Genomic DNA, 24,010 nt, shown 5'->3' with positions numbered 1-24,010 from the left:
GGCGCTGGCTGGCGATCTCGACTTCCCTTGGGCCATTCAGGTACATGCTGCCCAACAGACTGGCCCGTTTACGGCCCGTCGTCAAGAGGGCGGGCCGGGAGTGTTACGCGGAGTTATCGCGAACCGCCGGACGCCGCTGCCTACTCGCCGACCTCGTGTGCGCGGTACTTGTGGGTGCCTTCCATGTCGTCGATGATCGCGGCTTGGGCCTTCTGCGGCAGGGTGTGCAGGATCTCACGCACCCGCGCCTGGCGGCGGGCGACGGCCTTGCGCTCCGGCATGCCCGGCGAGGCGACGATCTGCGGGGGCACGCCCTCGATCTCCTCGACACCGCCGGCATGCTGGCCGGCGTCCAGGGCGGCCTGCTCTTCGGCCATGGTCGCCTCGTCCTTCTCCTCGGACATGCCGATCGGTCCGATCCGGCGACCGTTGAGGAACTGCCGCACGACGGGCTCGTCGCTGGTCAGCAGCACCTCGCGCGGGCCGAACATGACCAGCTTGCGGCGGAACAGCATGCCCATGTTGTCCGGCACCGTGCGGGCGATGTTGATGTTGTGGGTAACGATCAGCACCGTGGCGTCGATCTGGGCGTTGATGTCGAGGATCAACTGGCTCAGGTAGGCGGTACGGACCGGGTCCAGACCGGAGTCGGGCTCGTCGCAGAGGATGATCTGCGGGTCCATCACCAGGGCGCGGGCCAGGCTGGCGCGCTTGCGCATACCACCGGAGATCTCTCCGGGGAACTTCTTCTCGTCGCCGCCGAGACCGACCAGGGTCAGCTTCTCCATGACGATGTCACGGATCTCGCCTTCCTTCTTCTTGGTGTGCTCGCGCAGCGGGAAAGCCGCGTTGTCGAACAGGTTCATCGATCCGAACAGGGCGCCGTCCTGGAACATCACACCGAACAGCGTGCGGATCTCGTAGAGCTCCTTGGCCGTACATTGCAGGATGTCCGTGCCGTCGATGACGACCGAGCCGCGCTCGGGCCGCAACAAACCGATCAAGGACTTCAGGAACACGGATTTGCCGGTACCCGACGGCCCCAGCAGGACGCTGACCTCCCCGGCGGGGATTTCCAACGTCACGTCTTCCCAAATCCTCGAGGAGCCGAAGGACTTCGTCAGTCCATTCACCTCGATAGCGACGCCCATGGGGAATCCTTCCGTCGACACTCGTGCCCGCCACCTGCCCTTTTGTGTGGCATGAGTCACTGTAGCGCACGGCTGCCACACGGCATCAGGGATGCGGAGCACTGCCGGGAAAAATTGGCCGTCCTGAGATCAGCCGGAAGCCCCGATGGCACAACTTATTTGACGCACGTGTTAGCCAAACGTTAGCCAGTGGGCGCCCAGTTGCCGTGGAAGCCCATCGGCACCCGCTGCGGCAGGTGCACGGTGGCGACCTGCTCGAGCGTCTGCGCGTCCAGCAAGAGCAGTTGGCCCTCGTCGTGCTCGCGGTGATAGCCGAAGCCGATCAGGATGCCGTCATCCTCGGCGCGGGGTGTGGGATTGGGCACAAAGGACATCTCGCCGAGCAAAAGACCGGCATCCAGGCCGGCGGCCGCGCAAGAACCCGTGGCGTAGTCGTGTTTGTACAGTGCGGTGGTCATCTCGGCCGCCCCGCCGGACAGGTAACCGCCCTCGGTGCCGATGGTGTAGCCGTACCGGTGCCGCCCACCCAACAGCGACTCGTTGATCCGTGGGAATTCCTGTGGACGATCGTCGCGGCGCTCGCTGGTGACCGCCCCGGTGGCCAGGTTGACGGTCCAGCGGTCCAGCGTCGGCAGGCTGTCGCCGGGACCGCGCAGGTCGCGGTCGAACATCCGCGAGTAGCGCACCACGTCGAGCACCAGAACCTCTGCGCCAGCACGCATCTCGGAGTAGGCGTTGAGCGGGTGGTAGACGTAGCAGGGTTCGATTTCGAACCAGCGGATGCCATCCTTGCCCGCATTGCTCCCGTGGCCCTCGCGCGGCATGACGCCGATGCGCGCTTGGTAGTCGGGGTTCCAGCGGTAGGGCATCCGGTTGATCGGCTCGCGATTGCGGTTGATCACGGTCGTCATCGGGTTGGGCACCCGCACGCGTCCGATGAGCGACTGCAGCACCAGCCGGGCCGGCAGACTCAGCCAGCGCGGCACGTTGGTCGGCATCACCTGCACGGGGTCGAAGGTCACCGGCAGGTCGTAGATCACCACGTATTTGTCGGTCAGCGAGAAGTCGTGCATCATCGGCGACCCGCCGACCTCGATGTCCACCGTGCGCCGGGCCCGGCCGGCGGTGTCGATGACCGAGTACTGCACGGTGCGCCCGCGGGTGAACGAGTAGGAGACGGCGTGCAATTCGCCGGTCCGCGGATCGGCGTGCGGATGTGCGGTGTAGCCCCCGAACAACGTCCCGTCGAAATCGCAAGGCCCCTCGGTGTCCAACTCGTCGGTCAGGCGGTAGTTCGCCCCGCCCCCCTCGACGAGCGCGAGGGTTTGTCCGGCATGGCTCAGCACGTTGGTGTTGGGCCCGACGGAGAGCATGCCCGCCCGCGGGTCCAATCCGCTGGGCGCCGGCTCGCCGAGTTCGGCGCAGACGTGGGCGGTGCGCACCCACCGGTTGCGATACCAGCGCGCCTCGCCGCCGCGCAGCGCCACCCCGTGCACCATGCCGTCGCCGCTGAACCAGTGGTAGACGGCCGGGTTCACCTCGGCGACCGGGTTGGGCCCGTTGCGCAGGTAGCGCCCGTCGAGGTGGTCGGGGATGTGCCCGGTGACGCGCAGGTCGTGCGCGGTGACCTCGGTGCGCACCGGCGCGAGAAAGTGCTCGAGGTAGGGATTGCCGGGCTTGACGGGTGTCGCAGTCGCCATGGCTGAGCTCCTATAACATTGTTATTTCAGCGTTATTGGCACGGTACGCCGCCGATGAGAAGATGGCAACGATGACTTCAGACGTTCAGCGCAGCGTCCGCGAGGGGATGCTGCACGCGGCGGTCGCCCTGCTCGACGAGGACGGACCCGACGCCCTGCAGACCCGCAAGGTGGCCGGCGCCGCGGGGACCTCCACGATGGCGGTCTACACCCATTTCGGCGGGATGCGCGGGCTCATCGCCGAGGTGGCCGAGGAGGGCCTGCGCCAGTTCGACGCCGCGCTGACGGTGCCGCGCACCGACGACCCGGTCGCGGACCTGTTCGTGATCGGGGCGGCCTACCGCCGCTACGCCATCGAGCGCCCGCACATGTACCGGCTGATGTTCGGCAGCACCAGCGCGCACGGCATCAACGCACCCGCCCACAACGTCCTGACGCTGACGGTCGCCGAGATCGAGCGGGACTACCCGAGCTTCGCGCACGTGGTGCGCGGAGTGCACCGCTGCATGGTGGCCGGCCGGATCGCCGCCGGCGCCGCGACCGACGACGCGTCCGTGGTGGCCACCGCGGCCCAGTTCTGGGCGTTGATCCACGGGTTCGTCATGCTGGAGCTGGCCGGCTATTACGGCGCTGACAGCTCGGCCGTCGTGCCGGTGCTCGGCTCGATGACGTCGAACCTGCTTGTCGCCCTTGGTGATTCACCGGAGCGGGTGACGCGGTCGCTGCACACGGCGATGCAGGGGCGCTGAGCGCACGAAACCCCCGGGATGGCGATCCCGGGGGTTTGGTGCGCAGTGACTTACTTGACGGTGACGGTGGCGCCGGCGGCCTCGAGCTTGGTCTTGGCCTCGTCGGCGGCCTCCTTGGCCACCTTCTCCAGCAGCGGCTTGGGGGCGCCGTCGACCAGGTCCTTGGCCTCCTTGAGGCCCAGGCCGGAGACGATCTCGCGGACCACCTTGATGACGCCGATCTTCTTGTCGCCGGCGGCCTCGAGGATGACGTCGAACTCCGACTGCTCCTCGGCGGCCTCGGCGGGCGCGCCACCGGCGGCGCCACCGCCGGCGGCGGCAACGGCGACCGGGGCGGCCGCGGTGACCTCGAAGGTCTCCTCGAACTTCTTCACGAAGTCGGAGAGCTCGAGCAGGGTCATTTCCTTGAACGCGTCGAGCAGGTCGTCAGTGGACAGCTTTGCCATGGGTGTGGTCCTTCCTTGTTTTTCCCAGGTTCCGGGGTGGTTGTTATTCGGCTTCGGCCGGGGTTTCCGGCGCCTCAGCGGGTGCTTCCGAAGCGGGTTCCGGGGTGGATTCCGCGGCGGGCGCGGGCTCTGCCGGAGCTGCTGGCCCCTCTGCAGCCTTCTTCTCCTGCAGAGCGGCCGCCAGGCGGGCGACCTGCGACGCCGGAGCGTTGAACAGCCCGGCCGCCTTGGCCAGGTTGCCCTTCATCGCGCCGGCCAGCTTGGCCAGCAGCACCTCGCGCGACTCGAGGTCGGCGATGCGCTCCACTTCGGCGACCGTCAGCGCACGGCCGTCCATGTAGCCGCCCTTGATGACCAGCGCCTTGTGTTCCTTGGCGAAGGTCTTGATCGCCTTGGCGGCGTCGACCGGTTCCCCGGAGACGAAGGCGATGGCCGTCGGGCCGGCGAAAAGCTCGTCGAGCCCCTCGACCCCGGCCTCCGAGGCCGCCCGCTTGACCAGCGTGTTCTTGGCCACCGAGTAGGTGGCCGCCCCGCCCAGCGAGCGCCGCAGTTCGGCCAGGTTGGCGACGGTCAGACCGCGGTATTCCGTGATCAGGGTCGCGGTCGATCCCTTGAACTGCTCGGCGATGTCTGCAACGGCGGTGGCCTTGTCAGCCCTGGCCATGCCTACCTCCTGAAGTGAAAGTCAATGCGACGTGTCGTCTCGATCCCCCGCAAGAACGACGAACGCCCCGGCGCAGAAGCGGCCGGGGCGTGAAAATGCGCCGGCGCGAGCCGGCGCTGATGCCTCGTCCTCCTGCGTGGGCCGCCGGGATGCTCCCGGACCTTCAACCGATTGCTCGGTGACCGACGGTCTTCGGTGGATCGGCCAACAGAATAGCGCGACCTGGCGCGGTCAGCCAAAACGGCGGACTCAGGTGACGGCGAGGGCCAGCAGCACGAACACCGCCAGCAGCAGGATCACCCGCACGCGGTGCCGACGATCCCAGCGGGCGGCGAGCTCACGCGAGAGCTCACCGGTGCTGGGCCACTTCGCGATGCGGTTGTTGATCGGCACCAGCAGGGCGACCGTCGACAACACCACCACGGCCATCAGGCCGGCGGCGACGCCGCAGAGCCAATCGCGTGGGGCGCCGCGCTCCTGGACCGCGAGCGACACCAACAGCAGCAGGACGATGGCGTACCAGAAGGGCATCGTCGTGCCCAGCGCCCGGCCGGCGCCGCCGCGCGCCGCCCGGAAGGCGTCGTCGGGCAGCCGGGCGATGAGCGGGTGGAAGAACACCGCGACCGCCAGCTCCACACCGACCAGCAGCCCGGTGACCACGACCGCGAGGGCGTCGATGCTGTGGTTCATGACAATGACCTTGGCATGAAACCCGCGTGGGGTCAGCCGAGGCCCGCGAGCCGGGCGGCGCCGATCAGACCGGCCGCACCGCCGAGTTCCCCCGGCACCACCCGCAGCCCGGACAAGAAGTCCAGGCCGGCGTATTCGGCGAGCTTCGCGCGCAGCGGGTCGAAGAGCAGCGGCCCGGATCTGGCGACGCCTCCCCCGATCACCACCAGGTCCAGATCGCACACCGCACCGACGGAGGCGATCATCGCGGCAAGCGCGTTGGCTCCGCGCTGAAACGCCCGCTGCGCCAACGGGTCTGATGCCGCGGCGGCGGCCAGGTCGCTCGCGCCGGCGCCGGCCGGCGCGGACCATCCGTTTTCCCGCGCCCAGCGCACCATCCACGGCCCGGACGCGACGGTTTCGACGCAGCCGTGCCCGCCGCAGGTGCAGGGCCGGCCATCCAGCTCGACCACTACGTGCCCGACGTGACCGGCGTTGCCGGTGCGCCCCGAGTAGGGGACGCCGTCGAACACCAGGCCGCCGCCCACCCCGGTGGAGACCACCATGCCGAGCAGGAATCGGGCGTCGGGCCCCGCCGTTTTGCCCGCTCCAATCCAGTGCTCCCCCAACGCCATACAGACGCCGTCGCCGGCCAGAACCACCGGCAGCCCGGGCACCGCCGCGGCGACCCTGTCGCGCAACGGGAACCGGTCCCAGCTGCCGATGTTGATGGGGCTGACGGATCCGCTGCGCAGATCGATGGGCCCGGCCGACGCGATCCCCACCGCGGTGACGGCGGCGTCCGCCGTCCCCAGGGCGTCGGCGATAGTCGCTTCGACGGCGGCCCAGACGTCGTCGGGGGCGGTCGTGACCGGAGTTGGGCGGATCGCGGTGTACACCAGCTTCCCCCCCGAATCCACCAGTCCCGCAGCGATTTTCGTGCCGCCGATATCCAGCGCGAGGGTGAGCATGGCGCTCAGTGCCGGTGGGTGTTGTCGGGTTGCCGGGGGTCACCGGGATGCTCGTAGCCGGGCGTCAGCTCCACCAGCGCGGCGCGCCGCTCGTCCAGCCACAGCCGGAATGCGCGGCGCCGCGCGGCGCCGCGCAGATGCCCTTCGATCGCCGGGCGCACCTCGTCCAGCGGCGGCGCGGCCAGCGCCGGTGTGCGCCAACCGTGTTCGCCCGATAACGGCGCGGCGAACCGCAGCGGGTTGCGGGCGTGGTAGGCGGCCACCTCGGCGTCGCCCACTTGCACCGCCGCGGTGACATCGGCGAACAGCGCCCGGGCACGCGGGTCGGCCAGCACGGCCGCGGCGACGCTGCCGATCTCCAGCCGGGCGGTCACGTCGGGCAGCAGCTCGGCCTCGGATGGGGCGCCGCTCGCGGTCAGGCCGCGCGCGGCCGCCTCCACGGCGACCACCCGCTCGGTGACGATCAGCTGGGTCAGCCACCGCCGCAGTTGGCGGCCCTCGCTGGTGCCGGTGACCGGCAGGGCGGCCGCATCGCGCCCGGCGCGCAGCCGCGCCTCGGCGGCGTCGAGCACGCCCGACGGTACGGGCAGGCCGGCCACGGTCGCGATCGGATGCTCGCCCGACGACGATGCACGCCGCAAGTCGGCGTGCGGAGGAGTCGGGCAGTTCAGCTCTGTCATGTCACCGTCACCGTCACCTTCACCGCCGGCGAGTAGACCAGCCGGCCGGCGCAACCGACCCGCACCAGCGCCCACCACTGGCCGGGGGCCAGCCAGGCCGGCGGGGTCAGCTGGAAGATTAAGTCGACGGCGCCGCGGGCGGGCAGCACCGCGCCGAGCGCGGCGGGACCCATCCACTCCCAGGTGCCCCACGGGCTGATCAGATGGGCCTCCAGCGCCAGGTCGGCCCCGGCGTGGCTGCCGACCGTGACCGTCAGGTCGCCCGCGTCGCCGGGTGCGAGCGTGACCTCGACGGGGCCGCCGCCCAGGAAGATCAGGTCGCCGGGCTCGCCCACCGTCACCACGCACACGTCCTCGACGGGCTGTCGCCAGGAGGCCGGGACGCCTTCGCCGGCGACGCGCAGTTCGGCGCGCACCGGGTAGCGCCCGGGTGGGGTGCCAGCCGGGACCCTCAGCGCCACGTCGGTGTGCAGGTGATCGCCGGCGCCCAGGGTGAAGGGCAGGTGGGCGGGCGTGGCCGTCCACCCGTCCGGACACCTGAGGGTGACGGCGCCGGGAAGGGTGGCGTCGGTGCTGTCGCTGGCCGCGGTGAGCCGCAGCGTCACCTCGTCGCCGGGTTGGGCGGTCAGCTGCACCGGGTGCAAATGGGCGACCGCCGGCAGCCCGCCGAGGGGCGCGGGGCCGCGATTTTGCAGCCAATACCGCGCGTACAGCGGCTGCGCGGCCTCGGCGTGCGGGGCCGGCGCGGCGGCGCCGGTCGCCGCCCGGGACGCGTCGAACCGGGCCAGCACGGTCGCCACCTCATAGCCGTGCAGCTCGACCGACGATACGGGTTCGGCGCGCGATTCCAGCAGGTCGGCGCGGTGCAGGCCGGTCAGCGTCGCGACGTCGGACTCGAGAACGACGGGCGTGCCCGCGCCGGTGGTCTCCACCAGGCGCAGGGCGACCGCGTTCGGGTCCAGCGGCGCCGCGCTGCCCGCGGTCAGCGGATTGCCGGCCACCTTGAGGGCGGCCAGCTGTACCGATTCGGCGGGCTCGACCCGCAGCAGCGACCCGGCCGGCGGGAGCGCGCCCCCGCGGCGGTCCGGCGTGACGGCGAGCAGCGGCTGGGAGAACTGCGCACTGTGGGTGGCGATCCGGGCGCGCCGCCAGTCACCCGCCGCGCTGACCAACGCGTAGTCGAAGTGGTGCGTCCAGTGCTGCAGTTGGAAGTTGGAGCCGTCCGGCGCGGTGCGGCGCGGGTCGTCGATCCAGATGCCCGACGGCCAACCGGTGCAGGACCGCATCAGCGCGGTGTGCAGGGTGCCCTCGGTGTCGACGGCGAAGCTCGGCACCCCGCGGTTGAGCAGGGCGACGGTGCGGTCCTCGAAAGCGCCCGTTTCTGCCGGCGCCTGCTGAGCGACGGCGATCTCGGCGTCGCCGAGGTCGTCGACCACCGCGGCGATCGCGGCCCGTAGCTGGTCGTCGTCGCGGCCGTCGATGATCAGCACCGGCAACGCCCGCGGCGGACGCAGGTCGGCGTCGGGCACCCACACGGCGTCCAGCGGCGTCTCGGCGGGCACCCACACGAGGGCCCGGCCGGTCGTCGCCAACTGGCGGTCCAGCTCCTCGGCGTGCGCCGGGGCCTCGGCCAACACGGCCGCGGCGAAGGCGTTGCGGCCGGGCCCGCCCAGGGCGATGCGCGCGTCGGGCAGGTTGGAATCGACTGCGAGGTTGCCGTAGCGCGGCTTGTCGGCGCCGCCGCAGGTGGCCGTGACGCCGGCGCGGACCAGCGCGACCATCAACTCCCGGGCCAGCGGCCCCGACAGCGTCTCCGTCGGCGACACCACCTCCGCGACCGCTATCGCCCGCACGTCGGCGCCCGAGATTCGGACCCGGGCCGCCGAGGACAGGCCGAACCAGCCGTACGCCGGGTTGTCCAGGGTCCACAGGTGCTGGGCGGTGTCCATGGCGCGCGATCCGTCGTGCAGCAGGGCGAAACCGCGGCCGATGACGGCGTCGCCCACCTCGCTGACCGGCATGGCGCCCGGCACCGGGCACGGCCAGCGCAGCCGCACCAACTGGTCGGCGCCGGTGAACTCGTCGATCGTGGTGCGGCAGTCCACCCGCGCGATCCCGCGCCACAACGTCAGGGTTTGGGTGTAGCGCAGCAGCGACCCGATCCGGCCCCGCACCACCAGCCGCTGACCCAGCGGGCCGTGCCAGGCCCGCACGTCTGCGGGGCCTTCCGACGAGCACACCATCGGCCCCTTGGGCAGCAGATGCCACGGGCCCTCGCCCTGGCTCGGGTGCGCCGGGTATTCCTCGTAGACGGCGAGCTCGTTGCCCACCCGCCCGGCTGCGATCAGCTCGCGCCCGTCCTGGATCAGCGAGGCGACGCCCCCGCCGCGCACCGGGTCGACCTCGATCCGGTAGTGCTCGTTGCGGATCGCCGTTCCCGGCACCGGTTCCCAGCCGGCCGGTTCGCCGCCTTCAGCGGGGACCAGCCGGTAGGCCCGCCAACCCAGCGACGGCACGTCGCGGGCCAACCAGCTGACCGACCGCCCGCCGTGCTCGACGTGCGCCGCCAGCTCGGCACCGTCGGCGTCGAGCACCCGGACCCCGGCGCCGACCGGCCGGTCGAGGTGGGCGGTGACGACGTCGGTGCGCGGACAGCTCAGCGGATTCCACACGATCACGTCGCCCCTGCCCACGGCGCCGGACAGCAGGGCCAGCGAGCTGTCGCGGGCCGCGCGGCCCAGCTCCCAGGCGTCGCGCCACCCGGTCAGCAGGTCCAGGTACACCTGGTCGGATTCCGACCCGGTGATGGCGTCGTGGTGCGCGCCGTAGACCAGCTGCACCCACGCCTTGGCCAGCGCGGCCTGCGGGTAAGGGGCGCCGGTCAGCAGCCCGGCGAAGACCGCGAAACGCTCGGCCGCCAGGACGGCGTTCTCGGCGGCCCGGTTGGCCTGCTTGGTGTCGATGTAGGACACGTCCTTGCCGGTGTAGATCGGGTTCATGTCCCGGGTTTGCGGCGACGGCACGCAGTCGCGCCGCGCCAGCTCGGCACGCACCGCCGCGAAGAACTCGCTGGGCAGCGCGCACACGAACCGCGGCCACGTGTAGCGGGCGGCCCAGTCGCGGTGGATCTCGGTGACCCACTTGTTGGGCGGGGTGTAGTCGGTGCCGACCGGCAGCAACACGTTGCGGGTCAACGCGACCTTCTTGAGCTGGTCGAAGAGCTCGCACGTGGCCTCCTCGGCCTCGCCCAGCGACGCCGCGGAGTCCATCCACCACCCCGCCGAATAGTGCGCCGGCATGTAGTGGGTAAGCAGCCCGCGGCCGGACGGCGAGATCCATTCGAACTCGCTGGCGAACTGCATGCGCTCCACGTCGCCGTCGCCCAGCGCGGGACCCCACTGGTGGTGCGGTCCCCTGGCCCACGAACTCGACGTCAGCCCGGCATCGGCGGCCATGCCCGGGAACTGCGGGTCGTGGCCGAACACGTCCAGCTGCCAGGCGGTCGCCGGGTCAGCCCCGACGACGTGGCGCTGAAAACCCATGCCGTGCACCAGGTTGCGAATCGTCGTTTCCGGGCTGGTGAGGTTGGTGTTGGGTTCGTTGTAGGTGCCGCCCATCACCTCGACGCGGCCCTGGTCGATGAACCGGCGCAGGTCGGCCCGGTCTTCGGGGCGGGTGTCCCAGTACGGCTTGAGGTAGTCGACCTCGGCCAGCACGAACTTGTAGTCGGGGTCGCGGCGGGCCATCTCCAGATGCGCGTGCACCAGGTCGAACCCGTTGCGCTGGCGGGCCCGCCCCGGCGGGTCCTCGGTCCACTCGCTGGTGTAGGCGCCCTGGGTGTTCCACCACACCGGGTCGTAGTGGAAGTGGCTGACCATGAACATCGTCCAGCCGGGCTCGGCCACGGTGAACTCGAACGGCAGCCGCTCGCCGCCGACGTGCGCCCGCGCCGGCCGGCGTTGCCCGACGACGGGACGGTGAACGGTGACGGGGACCTCGACGACCTTGTCGCTGAGATCGGCGACCGCTTCGCCCGTCAGCCCGTCCCCGTCGATGCGGACCGACGTCGGCCCGCTCACCCCCGCGAGGGTGACCCGCACCAGCTGCAGCGGGGTGTCCGGCGGTCCGACGAACAGTTCGGTCGAGGCCACCGAAGTCACCTGCATGCCCGCACCTTACGGCGACGCGGGGTTGCTGGAAAGCTGACCGTCATGGCGGATTTGACCACCCAACTGGCCGATCAACTCGACTGGCACTGGCACAACCAATTGCGCCCGCGCCTGGACGGTCTGACCGACGACGAGTACTTCTGGCAGCCCGTGCCCGACTGCTGGACCGTGCATCCGGACGGGTCGATCGATTTCGCGTTCCCGGCGCCCAGCCCGGCACCGTTCACCACGATCGCGTGGCGCATGGCGCACGTCATCGTCGGCGTATTCGCGATGCGTGCCCATCACCATTTCGGCGGACCGCCGGCCGACTACCAGAGTTGGGACTATGCGACCGAGGCCGCCACCGCGCTGCGGCAGCTCGACGAGACGTACGCGAGGTGGATCACCGGCGTGCGCTCGCTGTCCGCCGCCGACCTGACCCGCCGCTGCGGCGCGGCCGAAGGGCCATACGCCGACTACCCGCTGACCGAGCTGGTTTTGCACATCAATCGAGAAGCGATCCATCACGGCGCCGAAATTGCTTGCCTGCGCGACCTTTACGTCCACAACAGGAAGGATTGACATGCCCGCCCTCGCCCCGCCGGTGGCCGACGAACGCAGCGCCCTGCGCGAATTCCTCGCCTATCACCAGAGCGCGTATTTCGCCGTCAGCCACGGCCTCACCGACGATCAGGCCCGCTCTACGCCCTCGGTCAGCGCGCTGTCGATCGGCGGGCTGGTCAAGCACGCCACCGGCATGCAGCGCACCTGGATGGCGCGGGTGGCCGCCGCGCCCGGCGCGCCGCCGAAAGACCCCCGTCCGTTCGAGCAGATCAGCAGGGAGTTCGCCGATCAGCACGTGATGCGGCCCGACGAGACGCTGGCCGGGCTGCTGGACGCGTTCAGGGCCCAGAACGCGACGACGCTGCGGCTGGTGGAGTCCGCGGACCTGGACGCCGCGGTGCCCGTCCCGCGGGACATCCCGTGGTTTCCCAAGGACCAGCGGGCCTGGTCGGTGCGCTGGGTGATCCTGCACGTGATCAACGAGCTGGCCCGGCATGCCGGGCACGCCGACATCATCCGGGAGACGATCGACGGCGCCACCATGTACGAGCTGATCGCCGCGCGGGAGGGCTGGGCGATCGAGGGCTGGGTGCAGCCCTGGAAACCCGGCGATAGCGGTGAGCGCCCGGGTTAGAGGATTGGGACTCATCCGCGCCCATTTGGCACACTGCACTGATGAGCTCTACCAAACACCGAGAGGGGGCCAAGCTCGACCGGGTGCCGTTGCCGGTCGAAGCGGCCCGGGTCGCCGTGACAGGTTGGCAGGTCACCCGCACCGCCGCTCGCATCATCACCAAGCTGCCGGGTCGCGGCCCGTGGCAGCAGAAGGTGATCAAGCAGCTCCCGCAGACCTTCGCCGACCTGGGGCCGACGTACGTCAAATTCGGACAGATCATCGCGTCCAGTCCCGGGGCGTTCGGCGAATCGCTGTCCCGCGAGTTCCGCGGCCTGCTCGACCGGGTACCGCCCGCCGACTCCGAGGAAGTGCACAAGCTTTTCGTCGAGGATCTCGGCGGCGACCCGTCCGAGTTGTTCGCCAAATGGGACGAGACGCCGTTCGCGTCGGCGTCGATCGCGCAGGTGCACTACGCCACCCTGCACACCGGCGAGGAGGTCGTCGTCAAGATCCAGCGCCCCGGCATCCGGCGCCGGGTCGCGGCCGACCTGCAGATCCTCAAGCGTTTTGCCCAGGCCGTCGAACTGGCCAAGCTGGGCCGCCGGCTCTCGGCGCAAGACGTGGTCGCCGACTTCTCCGACAACCTGGCCGAGGAGCTGAACTTCCGGCTGGAGGCGCAGTCGATGGAGGCGTGGGTGGCGCACCTGCACGCCTCCCCGCTCGGCAAGAACATCCGGGTGCCGCAGGTGTTCTGGGACTTCACCAGCGACCGGGTGCTGACGATGGAGCGGGTGCACGGGATCCGCATCGACGACGTCGCCGCCATCCGCAAGGCCGGGTTCGACGGCACCGAGCTGGTGAAGGCGCTGCTGTTCTCACTGTTCGAGGGCGGGCTGCGGCACGGGTTGTTCCACGGCGACCTGCACGCGGGGAACCTCTACGTTGACGACCAGGGTCGCATCGTCTTCTTCGACTTCGGGATCATGGGCCGCATCGATCCCCGCACCCGCTGGTTGCTGCGCGAGCTGGTGTACGCGCTGCTGGTCAAGAAGGACCACGCAGCGGCGGGCAAGATCGTGGTGCTGATGGGCGCCGTCGGCACCATGAAGCCGGAGGCCGAGGCCGCCAAGGATTTGGAGAAGTTCGCCACCCCGCTGACCATGCAGACCCTGGGCGACATGTCCTACGCGGACATCGGCCGGCAGCTGTCGGCGCTGGCCGACGCCTACGACGTCAAGCTCCCCCGCGAGCTGGTGCTGATCGGCAAGCAATTCCTCTACGTCGAGCGGTACATGAAGCTGCTGGCGCCCAAGTGGCAGATGATGTCGGATCCGCAACTGACCGGCTATTTCGCGAACTTCATGGTCGAAGTCAGCCGCGAGCACTCCTCCGACATCGAGGTATAGGAGCTTTCTGGTGCAGGTCCGCACGGGGCATGCCATTGCCGGCGATCTGAAGCTGTATTACGAGGACATGGGCGACATCGACGACCCGCCCGTCCTGCTCATCATGGGCCTGGGCGCCCAGCTGCTGCTGTGGCGGATCGCGTTCTGCGAGAAGCTGGTCGGCCACGGTCTGCGGGTCATCCGGTACGACAACCGCGACGTCGGCCTGTCCAGCAAGACCCAACACCGCAGCTCGGGTCAGCCGCTGGTGGTCAAGTTGGTGCGGTCCTGGCTGGGTCTGCCCAGCCGGTCGGCCTACCGGCTCGAGGACATGGCCGACGACGCCGCCGCCGTGCTGGACCAGCTGGGGATCGACCGCGCCCACATCGTCGGGGCGTCGATGGGCGGCATGATCGCGCAGATCTTCGCCGCGCGATTCCGGGAGCGGACCAAGTCCCTCGCGATCATCTTTTCCAGCAACAACTCGGCGCTGCTGCCGCCGCCGGCCCCGCGTGCGTTGCTGGCGCTGCTCAAGGGCCCGCCGCCCGACTCGCCGCGCGAGGTGATCATCGACAACGCGGTGCGCGTCGGCAACATCATCGGCAGCCCGCGCTACCGCGTGCCCGAAGAGCAGGCCCGCGCCGAGGCCGCCGAGGGCTACGACCGCAACTACTACCCGCAGGGCGTCGCGAGGCATTTCGGGGCGGTGCTGGGCAGCGGCAGCCTGCGTCGCTACAACCGGCAGACCACCGCCCCCACGGTGGTGATCCACGGCCGGGCGGACAAGCTGATGCGGCCGTTCGGTGGCCGCGCCGTGGCGCGGGCGATCGATGGCGCCCGATTGGTGACATTCGACGGCATGGGCCATGATCTTCCACAGCAGTTGTGGGATCAGGTGATCGACGTGTTGACGAAAAACTTCGACAGGGCCGGTTAGCCAAAATCATTCGGTAGAAACGCATCCCCGCGATTTTCAGTCCATGTCGCAGGGCTGTACGGTTGGCACAGAAGGGTGGGTGTCTCAATTGGCCAAGCTGAAGCCGTATTACGAAGAGTCGCAGGCAACCTACGACATTTCAGACGACTTTTTCGCGCTGTTCCTGGACCCGAACATGGTGTACACCTGCGCCTACTTCAAGAACGACGACATGACGCTGGAAGAGGCGCAGCTCGCGAAGATCGATCTGGCCCTGGACAAGATGAATCTCGAGCCGGGAATGACGGTGCTCGACGTCGGGTGCGGCTGGGGCGGTGCCGTGGTCCGTGCGCTGGAGAAATACGACGTCAATGTCATTGGCATCACGCTGAGCCGGAACCACTACGCGCGCACCAAGGCGCGGCTGGCGGCGATCCCGACAACCCGGCGGGCCGAGGCCCGGCTGCAGGGGTGGGAAGAGTTCGACGAGCAGGTCGACCGGATCGTCAGCTTCGAGGCCTTCGACGCGTTCAAAAAGGAACGTTGGCCCGCGTTCTGGGATTGGGCATATAAGACCCTTCCGGAGGGCAGCCGGATGCTGATGCACAGCATTTTCACGCATCCGCAGTCGCACTGGAAGGAGGTCGGCATCAAAATCACGATGTCCGACCTGCGTTTTCTGCATTTTCTCGGCAAGGAGATTTTCCCGGGCGGGCAGATGTGCGGCGAACCCGATATCGTCGACCTTTCCCAGCAGGCAGGTTTCTCGCTCGAACACACCCAATACCTGCGGCCGCATTACGCGCGCACGCTGGACATGTGGGCGGCCAATCTCGAGGCGAATCGCGACCGCGCCATCGCCATCCAGTCCGAAGAGGTCTACGACCGCTTCATGCGCTATCTGACCGGCTGCGCGGAGCTTTTCCGCAAGGGCATCTCCAACGTCGCCCAGTACACCCTCACCAAGTAGCGGCCGGCCCCGGCCAGCACGACCGGCCGGGCCAACGTCTTAGGTTCGGCTGGGTGGACGTCAACCAGTTCACCCTGGAAAAGTAGACTGCGTAACCGCGGTCGGCTCCGCGACGCGCACTTGCACCCTTGCCGAAGCACGCCACGACGTTGGGTATCGTTGCTGGTCAAACTTGACCCCTCGGATGGGTGCGCGGGTCATAGGAAGTGGATCTCATCCAGGAGAACAGGACGAAAATGGCTGAGCAACCGACTAGCCCGACGAAGACGCGCACGCGTTCGGAGGACATCCAGGCGCATTACGACGTCTCCGACGACTTCTTCGGCCTGTTCCAGGATCCGTCCCGGATCTACAGCTGCGCGTACTTCGAGCGCGACGACATGAGCCTGGAAGAGGCCCAGTACGCCAAGATCGACCTGAACCTGGACAAGCTGGACCTCAAGCCGGGCATGACCCTGCTGGACATCGGCTGCGGGTGGGGCACCACCATGAAGCGCGCCGTCGAGCGGTTCGACGTCAACGTCATCGGCCTGACGCTGTCGAAGAACCAGCACGCCCGCGCCGAGGCGCTGCTCGGTTCAGTCGACAGCGACCGCTCGCGGGAGGTTCGCCTGCAGAACTGGGAGGACTTCAACGAGCCCGTCGACCGCATCGTGTCGATCGAGGCCTTCGAGCACTTCGGCCACGAGAACTACGACGACTTCTTCAAGCGGACGTTCGACATCATGCCCGACGACGGCCGGATGACCGTCCAGAGCAGCGTCAGTTACCACCCCAGCGACCTGCACGCCCGTGGCAAGAAGCTGACGTTCGAGACGGCGCGGTTCATCAAGTTCATCGTCACCGAGATCTTCCCGGGCGGCCGGCTGCCGTCCACCCAGATGATGGTCGATCATGGCGAGAAGGCCGGATTCGTTGTGCCCGAACCGCTTTCGCTGCGGCCGCACTACATCAAGACGCTGCACATCTGGGGCGACACACTGGAGTCGAACCGGGACAAGGCCATCGAGGTCACCTCCGAAGAGGTGTACAACCGCTACATCAAGTACCTGCGCGGCTGCGAGCACTACTTCGCCGACGAGATGCTCGACGTCAGCCTGGTCACCTACCTCAAGCCGGGTGCCTCCAACTAGTCCGGCCTGACATCTGCGCGCCTGTCGGATTGGCACTGCGCGGTTCGTCGAGTAGGTAGAGAGTGGAGCACAGGGCTTCGCTCACTACCGGAGGTGACGACCATGCAGTACTTCGCCTTGTTGATCAGCAAGGAGCAGGACCGTGCGCCCGACGATGCCGCCACCGCGATGGCGGCCTTCGAGAGCTTTCACGAAAAAGCCGGCTCGGCCATCAAAGCCGGTGACGCGCTGGCCCCGGCCGCGGCCGCGGTGGTGGTCACCGGCGGTCCGGACGCGCCGGTGGTCACCGACGGCCCCTTCGCGGAGACCGCCGAGGTGGCCTGCGGCTACTACGTCTTCGAAGCGGAAAATTTGGACGAGGCGCTCGCGCTGGCCCGCGACGTCCCGGTGGCCGCATTCGGGGCGGTCGAGCTGTGGCCGGTGGTCCACTCGATCGAGCCGTCGCGCAAGCTGACCGGCAACGACTGGCTCGCGCTGCTGTTGGAGCCGGCCGAATCGGCACACACCCCGGGCACGCCGGAGTGGGAGGCGACGGCCGCCAAGCACGCGGACCTGCACGCCGCCGCCGGCGATCACGTGATCGGCGGTGCGGCCCTGCACGACCGGTCCACGGCGACGACGGTTCGGGTGCGCGACGGCGAGGTCCTCATCACCGACGGGCCCTACGTCGAGGGCGCCGAGATCGCCACCGGCATCTATCTGCTCAGCGCCACCGATCGCGACGAGGCCGTCAAGATCGCCTCGATGATTCCCGCCTCGACCGTGCAACTGCGCCAGCTGGCGGGCGTCTCCGGCCTGTAGCCGATGGCCGACCTGGACGGCGTCTTCCGCCGGGAATGGGGACCGGCCGTGGCCGCGCTCGCGCGGTGGTCGGGTGACCTCACCGTCGCCGAGGACGCCGTCCAGGAGGCCTGCGCCGAAGCGTTGCGCACCTGGCCGCGCGACGGGGTGCCCGCCAACCCCGGTGGATGGCTGGTGACCGTCGGCCGTAACCGCGCCCGGGACCGGCTGCGCCGCGAATCCGCGCGTCCCGGAAAGGAATTGGCGGCGGTGGTCGACGATATTCGGACTCGCACCGATCACACCGAACCGCATCCGGTTCGCGACGACGAGCTGCGGATGATGTTCACCTGCGCCCACCCGGCGCTGGACCGACAGTCGCAATTGGCGCTGACGCTGCGGCTGGTGTCGGGTTTGACCGTCGGCGAGATCGCCCGCGCGCTGCTGCAGACCGAGACGGCGATCGGGCAGCGGATCACGCGCGCCAAGAACAAGATTCGGCACGCCAACATCCCGCTGCGGGTGCCGCCCCCCGAGTTGCTGCCCGAGCGCACACCGCACGTGTTCGGTTGCGTCTATTCGGTTTTCACCGAGGGCTATTGGTCGACCGCGGGCCCCTCGGCCGTCCGCGACGACCTGTGCGACGAAGGGATCCGGCTGGGCGGGGAGTTGTGCGTGCTGCTGCCCGACGAGCCGGAGGCGCACGCCTTGTCCGCGCTGATGCTGCTGCACGATTCACGGCGCGCCACCCGGGTGGACGAGGCCGGCATGCTGGTGCCGCTCGAGGACCAGGACCGGCGCCGGTGGGACCGGGGCCGCATCGCGCGCGGTCTCGAGCGGTTGCGTCACGCCGAGGGCTCGACGGGCCCCTATCTGCCCCAGGCGGTGATCGCGGCGCTGCACGCCACGGCGCCGTCCTGGGAGCAGACCGACTGGGTCACCATCTGCGTCGCCTACGACCGGCTCCTCGCGCTGACCAACTCGCCGGTGGTGGCCGCCAACCGGGCGCTGGCCCTCGGATTCCGCGACGGCCCCGACGCCGGCCTGGCCGCCCTGGACGAGGTGGCACACGACCCGCGGCTAACCCGCACCAATCTGAGCGCGACCGTGCGCGCCGACCTGCTGCGGCGCGCCGGCAGACCCGCCGACGCGCTGCCCTGGTATCGAGCCGCGTTGGAGTCCAACGGATCCGACCCGGGCCGCGAGTTTCTGCGGCGGCGCATCATCGAGTGCGGCGGATAACCCGCCCGGGCTCAGGACTCCGCGAAATTGCGGGTGACGGCGGGGTCCACCGGGATACCCGGGCCGGTCGTCGTCGAGACCACGATCTTCTTCAGGTAGCGGCCCTTGGACGCGGACGGCTTGAGCCGCAGCACCTCGTCCAGCGCCGCGCCGTAGTTCTCGGCCAGCGCCTTCTCGTCGAACGAGGCCTTGCCGATGACGAAGTGCAGGTTGGCCTGCTTGTCCACCCGGAAGTTGATCTTTCCGCCCTTGATGTCGGCCACGGCCTTGGCGACATCGGGGGTCACGGTGCCGGTCTTGGGGTTCGGCATCAGGCCGCGGGGGCCGAGCACCCGGGCGATGCGACCCACCTTGGCCATCTGGTCCGGGGTCGCGATCGCGGCGTCGAATTCCAGCCAGCCGCCCTGGATCTTCTCGATCAGGTCGTCGCTGCCGACGATGTCGGCGCCGGCGGCCTGCGCCTGCTCGGCCTTGTCGCCGACGGCGAACACGGCGACGCGGGCGGTCTTACCGGTGCCGTGCGGCAGGTTGACCGTGCCGCGGACCATCTGGTCGGCCTTGCGGGGGTCGACGCCGAGCCGGATCGCCACCTCGACGGTCGAGTCCTGCTTGCTCGACGACGTCTCCTTGGCGAGCTTGGCCGCCTCCAGCGGGGAGTAGAGGTTGTCGCGGTCCACCTTCTCGGCGGCGGCGCGATATGCCTTGCTGTTCTTGCTCATTGATTCATCCAATCCGATGTTGGGTCGTGGTTGTCTGGTGTCGGACTCCTCCTCAGGCCGTTGCCGGCCTGCATCGTCGTCCGACGGCGGGCCGAAGCTGGCCCTCCCACGGTGGTGGTGCTGGTGTTACTCGACGGTGATACCCATCGACCGGGCGGTGCCGGCGATGATCTTGGCGGCCGCGTCGATGTCGTTGGCGTTCAGGTCGGCCTTCTTGGTCTCGGCGATCTCCTTGACCTGATCCCAGCTGACCTTGGCCACCTTGTTCTTGTGCGGCTCGGCCGATCCCTTGCCCACGCCGGCGGCCTTGAGCAACAGCTTGGCGGCGGGCGGCGTCTTGAGCGCGAAGGTGAAGCTGCGGTCCTCGTAGACCGTGATCTCCACCGGGATGACCTGGCCGCGCTGGTTCTCGGTGGCGGCGTTGTACGCCTTGCAGAACTCCATGATGTTGACGCCGTGCTGACCGAGCGCGGGCCCGACCGGCGGCGCCGGGTTGGCCTGCCCCGCCTGGATCTGAAGCTTGATCAGCCCGACGACTTTCTTCTTCGGGGCCATGAGATTGTGCTGTTCCTTCCTGGTTTACGCCCGGCGTATGCGCCGGTTAGAGCTTGGAGACTTGGCTGAAGGTCAATTCGACCGGGGTTTCGCGGCCGAAGATGGACACCAGCACCTTGAGCTTCTGCTGTTCGCCGTTGACCTCGCTGATCGTGGCGGGCAGCGTCGCGAACGGGCCGTCCATGACCGTCACCGATTCGCCGACCTCGTAGTCGACCTCGATGGCCGGACGTTCCAGCCCGCCGACCTCGGCGGCGGCCGCCGTGGTGGCCGCACCCTTGGCGGCCTTCTTCGTCGCGCCGCGCGGCAGCAGGAACTTGACCACGTCGTCGAGGGTCAGCGCCGACGGACGCGAGGTGGCCCCGACGAACCCGGTGACGCCGGGGGTGTTGCGCACCGCGGCCCACGAGTCGTCGGTCAGGTCCATGCGCACCAGGATGTAGCCGGGCAGCACCTTGCGGTTGACCTGCTTGCGCTGGCCGTTCTTGATCTCGGTGACCTCTTCGGTGGGCACCTCCACCTGGAAGATGTAGTCGCCGACGTCGAGGTTCTGCACACGGGTTTCGAGGTTGGCTTTGACCTTGTTCTCGTAGCCCGCATAGGAGTGGATGACATACCAGTCGCCGGGCTTGGAGCGCAGTTCGGCCTTGAGCGCGACGGCGGGGTCGACATCCTCGTCCTCGGCCGGCTCCTCGGGCGCCTCGGCGGCCTCGGCCGTCTCGTCGACAGCCTGGTCCGCGGTCGCCTCGGTGACCTCGGTGGCCGCAGAGGTGTCCGTGGCCTGCGCCTCGGCGGCCTCGTCGGTCCCTTTCAGGTCGACCGCTTCACCCGCGGACGGGTCACCGTCGAAGGTAGTCACGGTTTGAGTCCTCTCTGTCACATTCAAAAGCGGCGTCACATTCAAAAGCGGCGTCACTCGCTCAGCCGAACACCAGCAGCACCAGCTTGGTCAGGCCGAAATCCGCCAGGCCGACCAGCGCCACCATGAAGGCCAGGAAAGCCAGCACAACGGAGGTGTAAGTGAGCATCTGCTTGCGGTTGGGCCAGATGACCTTCCGCATCTCTGCAACGACCTGCTTGAGGTAGTTGTAGACGAACACGAAGGGGTTGACCCGGTGGTCGCCGGCCTTCTTGGGCTTGGCGGCCTTCTTGGCTTTGGCGCCCTTTTTGGTCTTCTCCGGCGTCGCGGCTTCGACGTCGTCCGGCGATACGGCGTCCTCGCCGGCCTCGGCCGCCCGCTGCCGGGACCGCTTGCCCGTGGGGCGCTGGGGCCGCGTCACCACCGCCGTCCGACCGCCGCTCGCGCGGCCGTCCTCTTTGTCAGTGCCGTCGCTTGCGGCGTCGTTGGCAACATCGCCTTCGTCGCTCACCGCATGCTCCTTTGTCTGCTAGTCACTCGCGAACCATCCCGCCGAAGGTGGGAACCTTCTTCCAGTGTCCACCATGCCAGGACGTTCGCCATTAGCAGGGGCGACAGGACTTGAACCTGCAACCTGCGGTTTTGGAGACCGCTGCTCTGCCAGTTGAGCTACGCCCCTTCGCGGTTGGCAGGCCAACCTGCGCTTACCTACCGGGGCTTACATGACACGCGCGCCTTCCGATTGCTCGACTCACGGAAAGCGCGCTAATGCTGGGAAAACCCCGAGGACCGAGTGTACATCGACGCGAGAGTCAGATACTAATTACGCCGTTCTGACGACCTGACCGGAGTCCGGGTCCCAGCGCAGGTTCGCGGAGTTGTCGGCGTACTGGCCCATCAGCGTGGTGTAGGCCTCCAGGACCACTTCACCCTTGTCGTCGGTGCAGATGTTCTTGGTGACGACGATGTCGGCGCCGAAACGCTCGTCCACCGACAGGATGTCCATGCGGGCCCACAGCTTGTCGCCGGCCTTGATCGGCTTGGAGAATACGAACCGCTGGTCGACCTGGACGATCACCAGCGTCTCCATGCCGATGTCGACGTGCCGAAAGAAATCCAGCTGGACCAGCTTGGCGAAGATGGTCCCGAAGGTCAGCGGCGCGATGATCGCGTCGTGGCCGAGTTCGGCGGCGGCGTCTTCCTCGTAGTGGGCCGGGTGGCGGTTCTTGATAGCAAGCGCGAACTGGCGCAGTTGTTCCCGCCCCACAACGAAGTAGTCCGGGTAGCGCCAGATCATCCCCCGGATGTCTGTTTTGAGCGCCATAGCCTACGCGAGTGTCGCGGACGCGATGGCCCTGCCGAAGATCTTCTTGCCGCCGGTGGTGGCGGTGAGCGCGATGGTCACGGACTTGGTCTCGGGGTCGGCGGACTTGACCCGGCCATTGAAGACCAGCTCGGCGCCCTTACCGTCGTTGGGCACCGGCACCACGGCGGTGAACCGCACGTTGTATTCGGTCACGGCGCCGGGGTCGCCGATCCACGCGGTCACGTAGCCGCCGCCGATGCCCATGGTCAACATGCCGTGCGCGATCGCGGTGTCCAGGCCGACGACCTTGGCCATCTCGTCGTCCCAGTGGATCGGGTTCAGGTCACCAGAGACGCCCGCGTAATTCACCAGGTCCTGTCGGGTCAGCGGGTAGGTCTTCTCCGGCAATAGGTCACCCACCTTCACCGAGCTGAACTCACGCAGTGGCATCAGAAAATCCCTCTTCTCCATCCTCGCCGGCACGGCCCGCGAGGGTTGTGTAGGTCTCTTGCACGACGTCACCGGCTTCATTGGTGATGACATTCTTGGTGACGATGATCTGGGTGCCGTGCGACACACGCATCGAGTCCACGTAGACGTCGCAGTACAGCTTGTCCCCGGCCACCAGCGGAGCGAAGTACTTCAGCACCTGGTCGACCTGCACGATTTGGGCGTCCTGGACGGCGACGTTGGCGTGCTTGAAGAAGGCTGTCTGCGCCTGATAGCCGAAGACGGAGACGAACGTCAACGGCGCGATCAGACCCCTGTAGCCGAGTTCGGCGGCCGCCTTTTCCTCGAAGTACCAGGCGTCGTCGTTTTTCACGGCCGTCGCGTGTTCGCGGATCTTCTCCCGCTCCACCTCGTAATGATCGGGGTAGCGATAGTGCATCCCCACCAGGCTTGAACTTAACGGCACGATTCTTAAACTACCTAGTCAATCGGAGTAAACGCCCGCGGGTGGCCGCTAGCGTGTCTCCCGATGCGCCTGGTGCTTACCGCAGTTGGGGCAGAACTTCTTCAGCTCCAGTCGGTCCGGGTCGTTCCGGCGGTTTTTCTTGGTGATGTAGTTGCGGTGCTTGCACACCTCACATGCCAAGGTGATCTTCGGCCGTACATCGGTACTGGAAGCCATGACGGTTCTCTCTCAATTCCTGAATAAAGCTTTGCTGTTGTGTTGTAGCGATGGCCGGACTCGAACCGGCGACCTAACGATTATGAGTCGTTCGCTCTAACCGACTGAGCTACATCGCCTCTGGCCACCCCTTGTGGGGTCGGGGCCGCCACGCCTGCTCGGCGTCCGCCGAGCCCCCTAACGGAATCGAACCGTTGACCTTTTCCTTACCATGGAAACGCTCTACCGACTGAGCTAAGGGGGCCGTGCACCCGAAGCGATCTCCTCCGCGCGGGCCTAAAAGAGGGTACAGCCTGGCTTGCAGCGGAACCAAACCACGCGAAGCCCGGTCGAGGGCGGGTCGTGGGCAACCGCGGCTCACCCGGCGATCGGCGTAGCCGCGGCAAACGTCAGCTGCCGCCGGACCGGTGCCCGGGCCGCCAAGCGCCCAGGTCGCTGAACTCGTCGTACTCGTCGTCCTGTTCGACGGAATCGCTCTCGTTGAGCAGGGTCCGCAACGCGAGATTGACGGCCTCGCGCGCGTCGAGGAGATGAAACCGGCGGATCGCCTCATCGACCAGATCGACGTCCAGCTCGATTTCAACCTTCTTCTTCATGCGCCAACAATACCCAGCGGACACCGGCCCCACGGGCCGCAACCGGCCGTGTGAGC

The 24,010-nt window shown here is 68.4% G+C and carries 25 protein-coding genes, 3 tRNA genes and 1 pseudogene; 9 read left to right on the top strand and 20 right to left on the bottom strand.

Annotated features, from left to right (window positions below):
• Window positions 1-140: 140 nt before the first annotated feature.
• Together A5659_RS21045 and A5659_RS21040 are read right to left on the bottom strand one after the other, a co-directional pair.
• Window positions 141-1,151 carry an ABC transporter ATP-binding protein gene (locus A5659_RS21045; RefSeq protein ID WP_066869263.1) on the bottom strand — a complete coding sequence of 337 codons (1,011 nt, stop codon included), beginning with the start codon at window positions 1,149-1,151 and terminating at the stop codon, window positions 141-143.
• Window positions 1,152-1,333: 182 nt separating this feature from the next.
• Window positions 1,334-2,851: a carotenoid oxygenase family protein gene (locus A5659_RS21040; protein ID WP_067184001.1), complete on the bottom strand. Its 1,518-nt coding sequence runs from the start codon at window positions 2,849-2,851 to the stop codon at window positions 1,334-1,336.
• Between the two features lie 71 nt (window positions 2,852-2,922).
• Between A5659_RS21040 and A5659_RS21035 the strand changes: the two genes are divergently transcribed.
• On the top strand, window positions 2,923-3,600 hold the full coding sequence (locus A5659_RS21035) for a TetR/AcrR family transcriptional regulator (protein WP_067142609.1): 678 nt from the start codon (window positions 2,923-2,925) through the stop codon (window positions 3,598-3,600).
• Between the two features lie 50 nt (window positions 3,601-3,650).
• Here A5659_RS21035 and rplL read toward each other — a convergent pair whose 3' ends face one another.
• The 6 genes and pseudogenes from rplL to A5659_RS21005 all read right to left on the bottom strand — a co-directional run bounded on the left by rplL (window position 3,651) and on the right by A5659_RS21005 (window position 11,196).
• Window positions 3,651-4,046 (bottom strand): 50S ribosomal protein L7/L12, encoded by a 396-nt coding sequence (gene rplL / locus A5659_RS21030; RefSeq protein WP_066869254.1) that lies wholly within the window; start codon window positions 4,044-4,046, stop codon window positions 3,651-3,653.
• Between the two features lie 43 nt (window positions 4,047-4,089).
• The gene (gene rplJ / locus A5659_RS21025) at window positions 4,090-4,710 is read right to left on the bottom strand and encodes a 50S ribosomal protein L10 (protein WP_067183998.1); all 621 of its coding nucleotides are present in this window, start codon (window positions 4,708-4,710) and stop codon (window positions 4,090-4,092) included.
• Between the two features lie 249 nt (window positions 4,711-4,959).
• On the bottom strand, window positions 4,960-5,400 hold the full coding sequence (locus A5659_RS21020; RefSeq protein WP_066869246.1) for a DUF1772 domain-containing protein: 441 nt from the start codon (window positions 5,398-5,400) through the stop codon (window positions 4,960-4,962).
• A 32-nt stretch (window positions 5,401-5,432) separates the two neighbouring features.
• Window positions 5,433-6,350, bottom strand: coding sequence for an ROK family protein (locus tag A5659_RS21015; RefSeq protein ID WP_066869243.1), 918 nt, complete (start codon window positions 6,348-6,350; stop codon window positions 5,433-5,435).
• Window positions 6,351-6,355: 5 nt separating this feature from the next.
• Window positions 6,356-7,016 (bottom strand): annotated as a pseudogene (locus A5659_RS21010) (malonyl CoA-ACP transacylase).
• A gap of 10 nt (window positions 7,017-7,026) precedes the next feature.
• Window positions 7,027-11,196: an NEW3 domain-containing protein gene (locus tag A5659_RS21005; RefSeq protein WP_067183995.1), complete on the bottom strand. Its 4,170-nt coding sequence runs from the start codon at window positions 11,194-11,196 to the stop codon at window positions 7,027-7,029.
• A gap of 45 nt (window positions 11,197-11,241) precedes the next feature.
• Between A5659_RS21005 and A5659_RS21000 the strand changes: the two genes are divergently transcribed.
• The 8 genes from A5659_RS21000 to A5659_RS20965 all read left to right on the top strand — a co-directional run bounded on the left by A5659_RS21000 (window position 11,242) and on the right by A5659_RS20965 (window position 18,787).
• On the top strand, window positions 11,242-11,763 hold the full coding sequence (locus tag A5659_RS21000) for a DinB family protein (RefSeq protein WP_066869233.1): 522 nt from the start codon (window positions 11,242-11,244) through the stop codon (window positions 11,761-11,763).
• Window positions 11,764-11,785: 22 nt separating this feature from the next.
• Window positions 11,786-12,379 carry a DinB family protein gene (locus tag A5659_RS20995; RefSeq protein ID WP_066869485.1) on the top strand — a complete coding sequence of 198 codons (594 nt, stop codon included), beginning with the start codon at window positions 11,786-11,788 and terminating at the stop codon, window positions 12,377-12,379.
• Between the two features lie 41 nt (window positions 12,380-12,420).
• Window positions 12,421-13,767 (top strand): AarF/ABC1/UbiB kinase family protein, encoded by a 1,347-nt coding sequence (locus tag A5659_RS20990; RefSeq protein WP_066881167.1) that lies wholly within the window; start codon window positions 12,421-12,423, stop codon window positions 13,765-13,767.
• A gap of 7 nt (window positions 13,768-13,774) precedes the next feature.
• Window positions 13,775-14,683, top strand: a complete 909-nt coding sequence (locus A5659_RS20985) for an alpha/beta fold hydrolase (RefSeq protein ID WP_197498125.1) — start codon at window positions 13,775-13,777, stop codon at window positions 14,681-14,683.
• A gap of 88 nt (window positions 14,684-14,771) precedes the next feature.
• Entirely contained in the window at window positions 14,772-15,632 is an 861-nt protein-coding gene (locus A5659_RS20980) for a cyclopropane mycolic acid synthase family methyltransferase (protein WP_067142581.1), read from the top strand.
• Window positions 15,633-15,868: 236 nt separating this feature from the next.
• Window positions 15,869-16,765, top strand: a complete 897-nt coding sequence (mmaA4, locus tag A5659_RS20975) for a hydroxymycolate synthase MmaA4 (protein WP_066869222.1) — start codon at window positions 15,869-15,871, stop codon at window positions 16,763-16,765.
• Window positions 16,766-16,867: 102 nt separating this feature from the next.
• The gene (locus tag A5659_RS20970; protein WP_066869219.1) at window positions 16,868-17,566 is read left to right on the top strand and encodes a YciI family protein; all 699 of its coding nucleotides are present in this window, start codon (window positions 16,868-16,870) and stop codon (window positions 17,564-17,566) included.
• A 3-nt stretch (window positions 17,567-17,569) separates the two neighbouring features.
• Window positions 17,570-18,787 carry an RNA polymerase sigma factor gene (locus A5659_RS20965; protein WP_067183986.1) on the top strand — a complete coding sequence of 406 codons (1,218 nt, stop codon included), beginning with the start codon at window positions 17,570-17,572 and terminating at the stop codon, window positions 18,785-18,787.
• A gap of 11 nt (window positions 18,788-18,798) precedes the next feature.
• On the opposite strand, the gene rplA is transcribed toward A5659_RS20965, so the two are convergent.
• The 12 genes from rplA to A5659_RS20905 all read right to left on the bottom strand — a co-directional run bounded on the left by rplA (window position 18,799) and on the right by A5659_RS20905 (window position 23,954).
• Window positions 18,799-19,506 (bottom strand): 50S ribosomal protein L1, encoded by a 708-nt coding sequence (gene rplA, locus A5659_RS20960; RefSeq protein WP_066881174.1) that lies wholly within the window; start codon window positions 19,504-19,506, stop codon window positions 18,799-18,801.
• Window positions 19,507-19,632: 126 nt separating this feature from the next.
• Complete coding sequence (gene rplK / locus A5659_RS20955) at window positions 19,633-20,061, bottom strand: 50S ribosomal protein L11 (protein WP_003873569.1); 429 nt, start codon at window positions 20,059-20,061, stop codon at window positions 19,633-19,635.
• Window positions 20,062-20,107: 46 nt separating this feature from the next.
• A complete protein-coding gene (nusG, locus tag A5659_RS20950) occupies window positions 20,108-20,920 on the bottom strand; it encodes a transcription termination/antitermination protein NusG (RefSeq protein ID WP_067183982.1) in 813 nt (270 codons plus the stop codon).
• A gap of 61 nt (window positions 20,921-20,981) precedes the next feature.
• On the bottom strand, window positions 20,982-21,431 hold the full coding sequence (gene secE, locus A5659_RS20945) for a preprotein translocase subunit SecE (protein WP_066881176.1): 450 nt from the start codon (window positions 21,429-21,431) through the stop codon (window positions 20,982-20,984).
• 95 nt (window positions 21,432-21,526) lie between these two features.
• A tRNA-Trp gene (locus tag A5659_RS20940) sits at window positions 21,527-21,599 on the bottom strand.
• Window positions 21,600-21,743: 144 nt separating this feature from the next.
• A complete protein-coding gene (hadC, locus tag A5659_RS20935; RefSeq protein ID WP_066869205.1) occupies window positions 21,744-22,244 on the bottom strand; it encodes a (3R)-hydroxyacyl-ACP dehydratase subunit HadC in 501 nt (166 codons plus the stop codon).
• Between the two features lie 3 nt (window positions 22,245-22,247).
• Window positions 22,248-22,676 (bottom strand): (3R)-hydroxyacyl-ACP dehydratase subunit HadB, encoded by a 429-nt coding sequence (gene hadB, locus A5659_RS20930; RefSeq protein WP_065156429.1) that lies wholly within the window; start codon window positions 22,674-22,676, stop codon window positions 22,248-22,250.
• On the bottom strand, window positions 22,663-23,115 hold the full coding sequence (gene hadA / locus A5659_RS20925; RefSeq protein ID WP_369806957.1) for a (3R)-hydroxyacyl-ACP dehydratase subunit HadA: 453 nt from the start codon (window positions 23,113-23,115) through the stop codon (window positions 22,663-22,665). The genes hadB and hadA overlap by 14 nt, the downstream gene beginning before the upstream one ends.
• A 75-nt stretch (window positions 23,116-23,190) precedes the next feature.
• The gene (rpmG, locus tag A5659_RS20920) at window positions 23,191-23,358 is read right to left on the bottom strand and encodes a 50S ribosomal protein L33 (protein WP_003898538.1); all 168 of its coding nucleotides are present in this window, start codon (window positions 23,356-23,358) and stop codon (window positions 23,191-23,193) included.
• A 45-nt stretch (window positions 23,359-23,403) separates the two neighbouring features.
• Window positions 23,404-23,477 (bottom strand) — tRNA-Met (locus tag A5659_RS20915).
• A 52-nt stretch (window positions 23,478-23,529) separates the two neighbouring features.
• Window positions 23,530-23,602 (bottom strand) — tRNA-Thr (locus A5659_RS20910).
• Between the two features lie 145 nt (window positions 23,603-23,747).
• Window positions 23,748-23,954 (bottom strand): type II toxin-antitoxin system VapB family antitoxin, encoded by a 207-nt coding sequence (locus tag A5659_RS20905; protein WP_066869202.1) that lies wholly within the window; start codon window positions 23,952-23,954, stop codon window positions 23,748-23,750.
• Between the last annotated feature and the right edge of the window lie 56 nt (window positions 23,955-24,010).

This window comes from Mycobacterium sp. 1165196.3 (genome assembly GCF_001673415.1).
GTDB lineage: Bacteria > Actinomycetota > Actinomycetes > Mycobacteriales > Mycobacteriaceae > Mycobacterium > Mycobacterium europaeum_A.
The sequence above is the reverse complement of the archived record's forward strand: the minus strand, read 5'-3'. Positions and strand labels throughout refer to the sequence as shown.

What these genes read in the sequence shown, in the direction of transcription:
- A5659_RS21045 (WP_066869263.1), bottom strand. Translation starts at nt 1,151, where the DNA reads ATGGGCGTCGCTATCGAGGTGAATGGACTGACGAAGTCCTTCGGCTCC.
- A5659_RS21040 (WP_067184001.1), bottom strand. Translation starts at nt 2,851, where the DNA reads ATGGCGACTGCGACACCCGTCAAGCCCGGCAATCCCTACCTCGAGCAC.
- A5659_RS21035 (WP_067142609.1), top strand. Translation starts at nt 2,923, where the DNA reads ATGACTTCAGACGTTCAGCGCAGCGTCCGCGAGGGGATGCTGCACGCG.
- rplL (WP_066869254.1), bottom strand. Translation starts at nt 4,046, where the DNA reads ATGGCAAAGCTGTCCACTGACGACCTGCTCGACGCGTTCAAGGAAATG.
- rplJ (WP_067183998.1), bottom strand. Translation starts at nt 4,710, where the DNA reads ATGGCCAGGGCTGACAAGGCCACCGCCGTTGCAGACATCGCCGAGCAG.
- A5659_RS21020 (WP_066869246.1), bottom strand. Translation starts at nt 5,400, where the DNA reads ATGAACCACAGCATCGACGCCCTCGCGGTCGTGGTCACCGGGCTGCTG.
- A5659_RS21015 (WP_066869243.1), bottom strand. Translation starts at nt 6,350, where the DNA reads ATGCTCACCCTCGCGCTGGATATCGGCGGCACGAAAATCGCTGCGGGA.
- A5659_RS21005 (WP_067183995.1), bottom strand. Translation starts at nt 11,196, where the DNA reads ATGCAGGTGACTTCGGTGGCCTCGACCGAACTGTTCGTCGGACCGCCG.
- A5659_RS21000 (WP_066869233.1), top strand. Translation starts at nt 11,242, where the DNA reads ATGGCGGATTTGACCACCCAACTGGCCGATCAACTCGACTGGCACTGG.
- A5659_RS20990 (WP_066881167.1), top strand. Translation starts at nt 12,421, where the DNA reads ATGAGCTCTACCAAACACCGAGAGGGGGCCAAGCTCGACCGGGTGCCG.
- mmaA4 (WP_066869222.1), top strand. Translation starts at nt 15,869, where the DNA reads ATGGCTGAGCAACCGACTAGCCCGACGAAGACGCGCACGCGTTCGGAG.
- A5659_RS20970 (WP_066869219.1), top strand. Translation starts at nt 16,868, where the DNA reads ATGCAGTACTTCGCCTTGTTGATCAGCAAGGAGCAGGACCGTGCGCCC.
- A5659_RS20965 (WP_067183986.1), top strand. Translation starts at nt 17,570, where the DNA reads ATGGCCGACCTGGACGGCGTCTTCCGCCGGGAATGGGGACCGGCCGTG.
- rplA (WP_066881174.1), bottom strand. Translation starts at nt 19,506, where the DNA reads ATGAGCAAGAACAGCAAGGCATATCGCGCCGCCGCCGAGAAGGTGGAC.
- rplK (WP_003873569.1), bottom strand. Translation starts at nt 20,061, where the DNA reads ATGGCCCCGAAGAAGAAAGTCGTCGGGCTGATCAAGCTTCAGATCCAG.
- hadC (WP_066869205.1), bottom strand. Translation starts at nt 22,244, where the DNA reads ATGGCGCTCAAAACAGACATCCGGGGGATGATCTGGCGCTACCCGGAC.
- hadB (WP_065156429.1), bottom strand. Translation starts at nt 22,676, where the DNA reads ATGCCACTGCGTGAGTTCAGCTCGGTGAAGGTGGGTGACCTATTGCCG.
- hadA (WP_369806957.1), bottom strand. Translation starts at nt 23,115, where the DNA reads ATGCACTATCGCTACCCCGATCATTACGAGGTGGAGCGGGAGAAGATC.
- rpmG (WP_003898538.1), bottom strand. Translation starts at nt 23,358, where the DNA reads ATGGCTTCCAGTACCGATGTACGGCCGAAGATCACCTTGGCATGTGAG.
- A5659_RS20905 (WP_066869202.1), bottom strand. Translation starts at nt 23,954, where the DNA reads ATGAAGAAGAAGGTTGAAATCGAGCTGGACGTCGATCTGGTCGATGAG.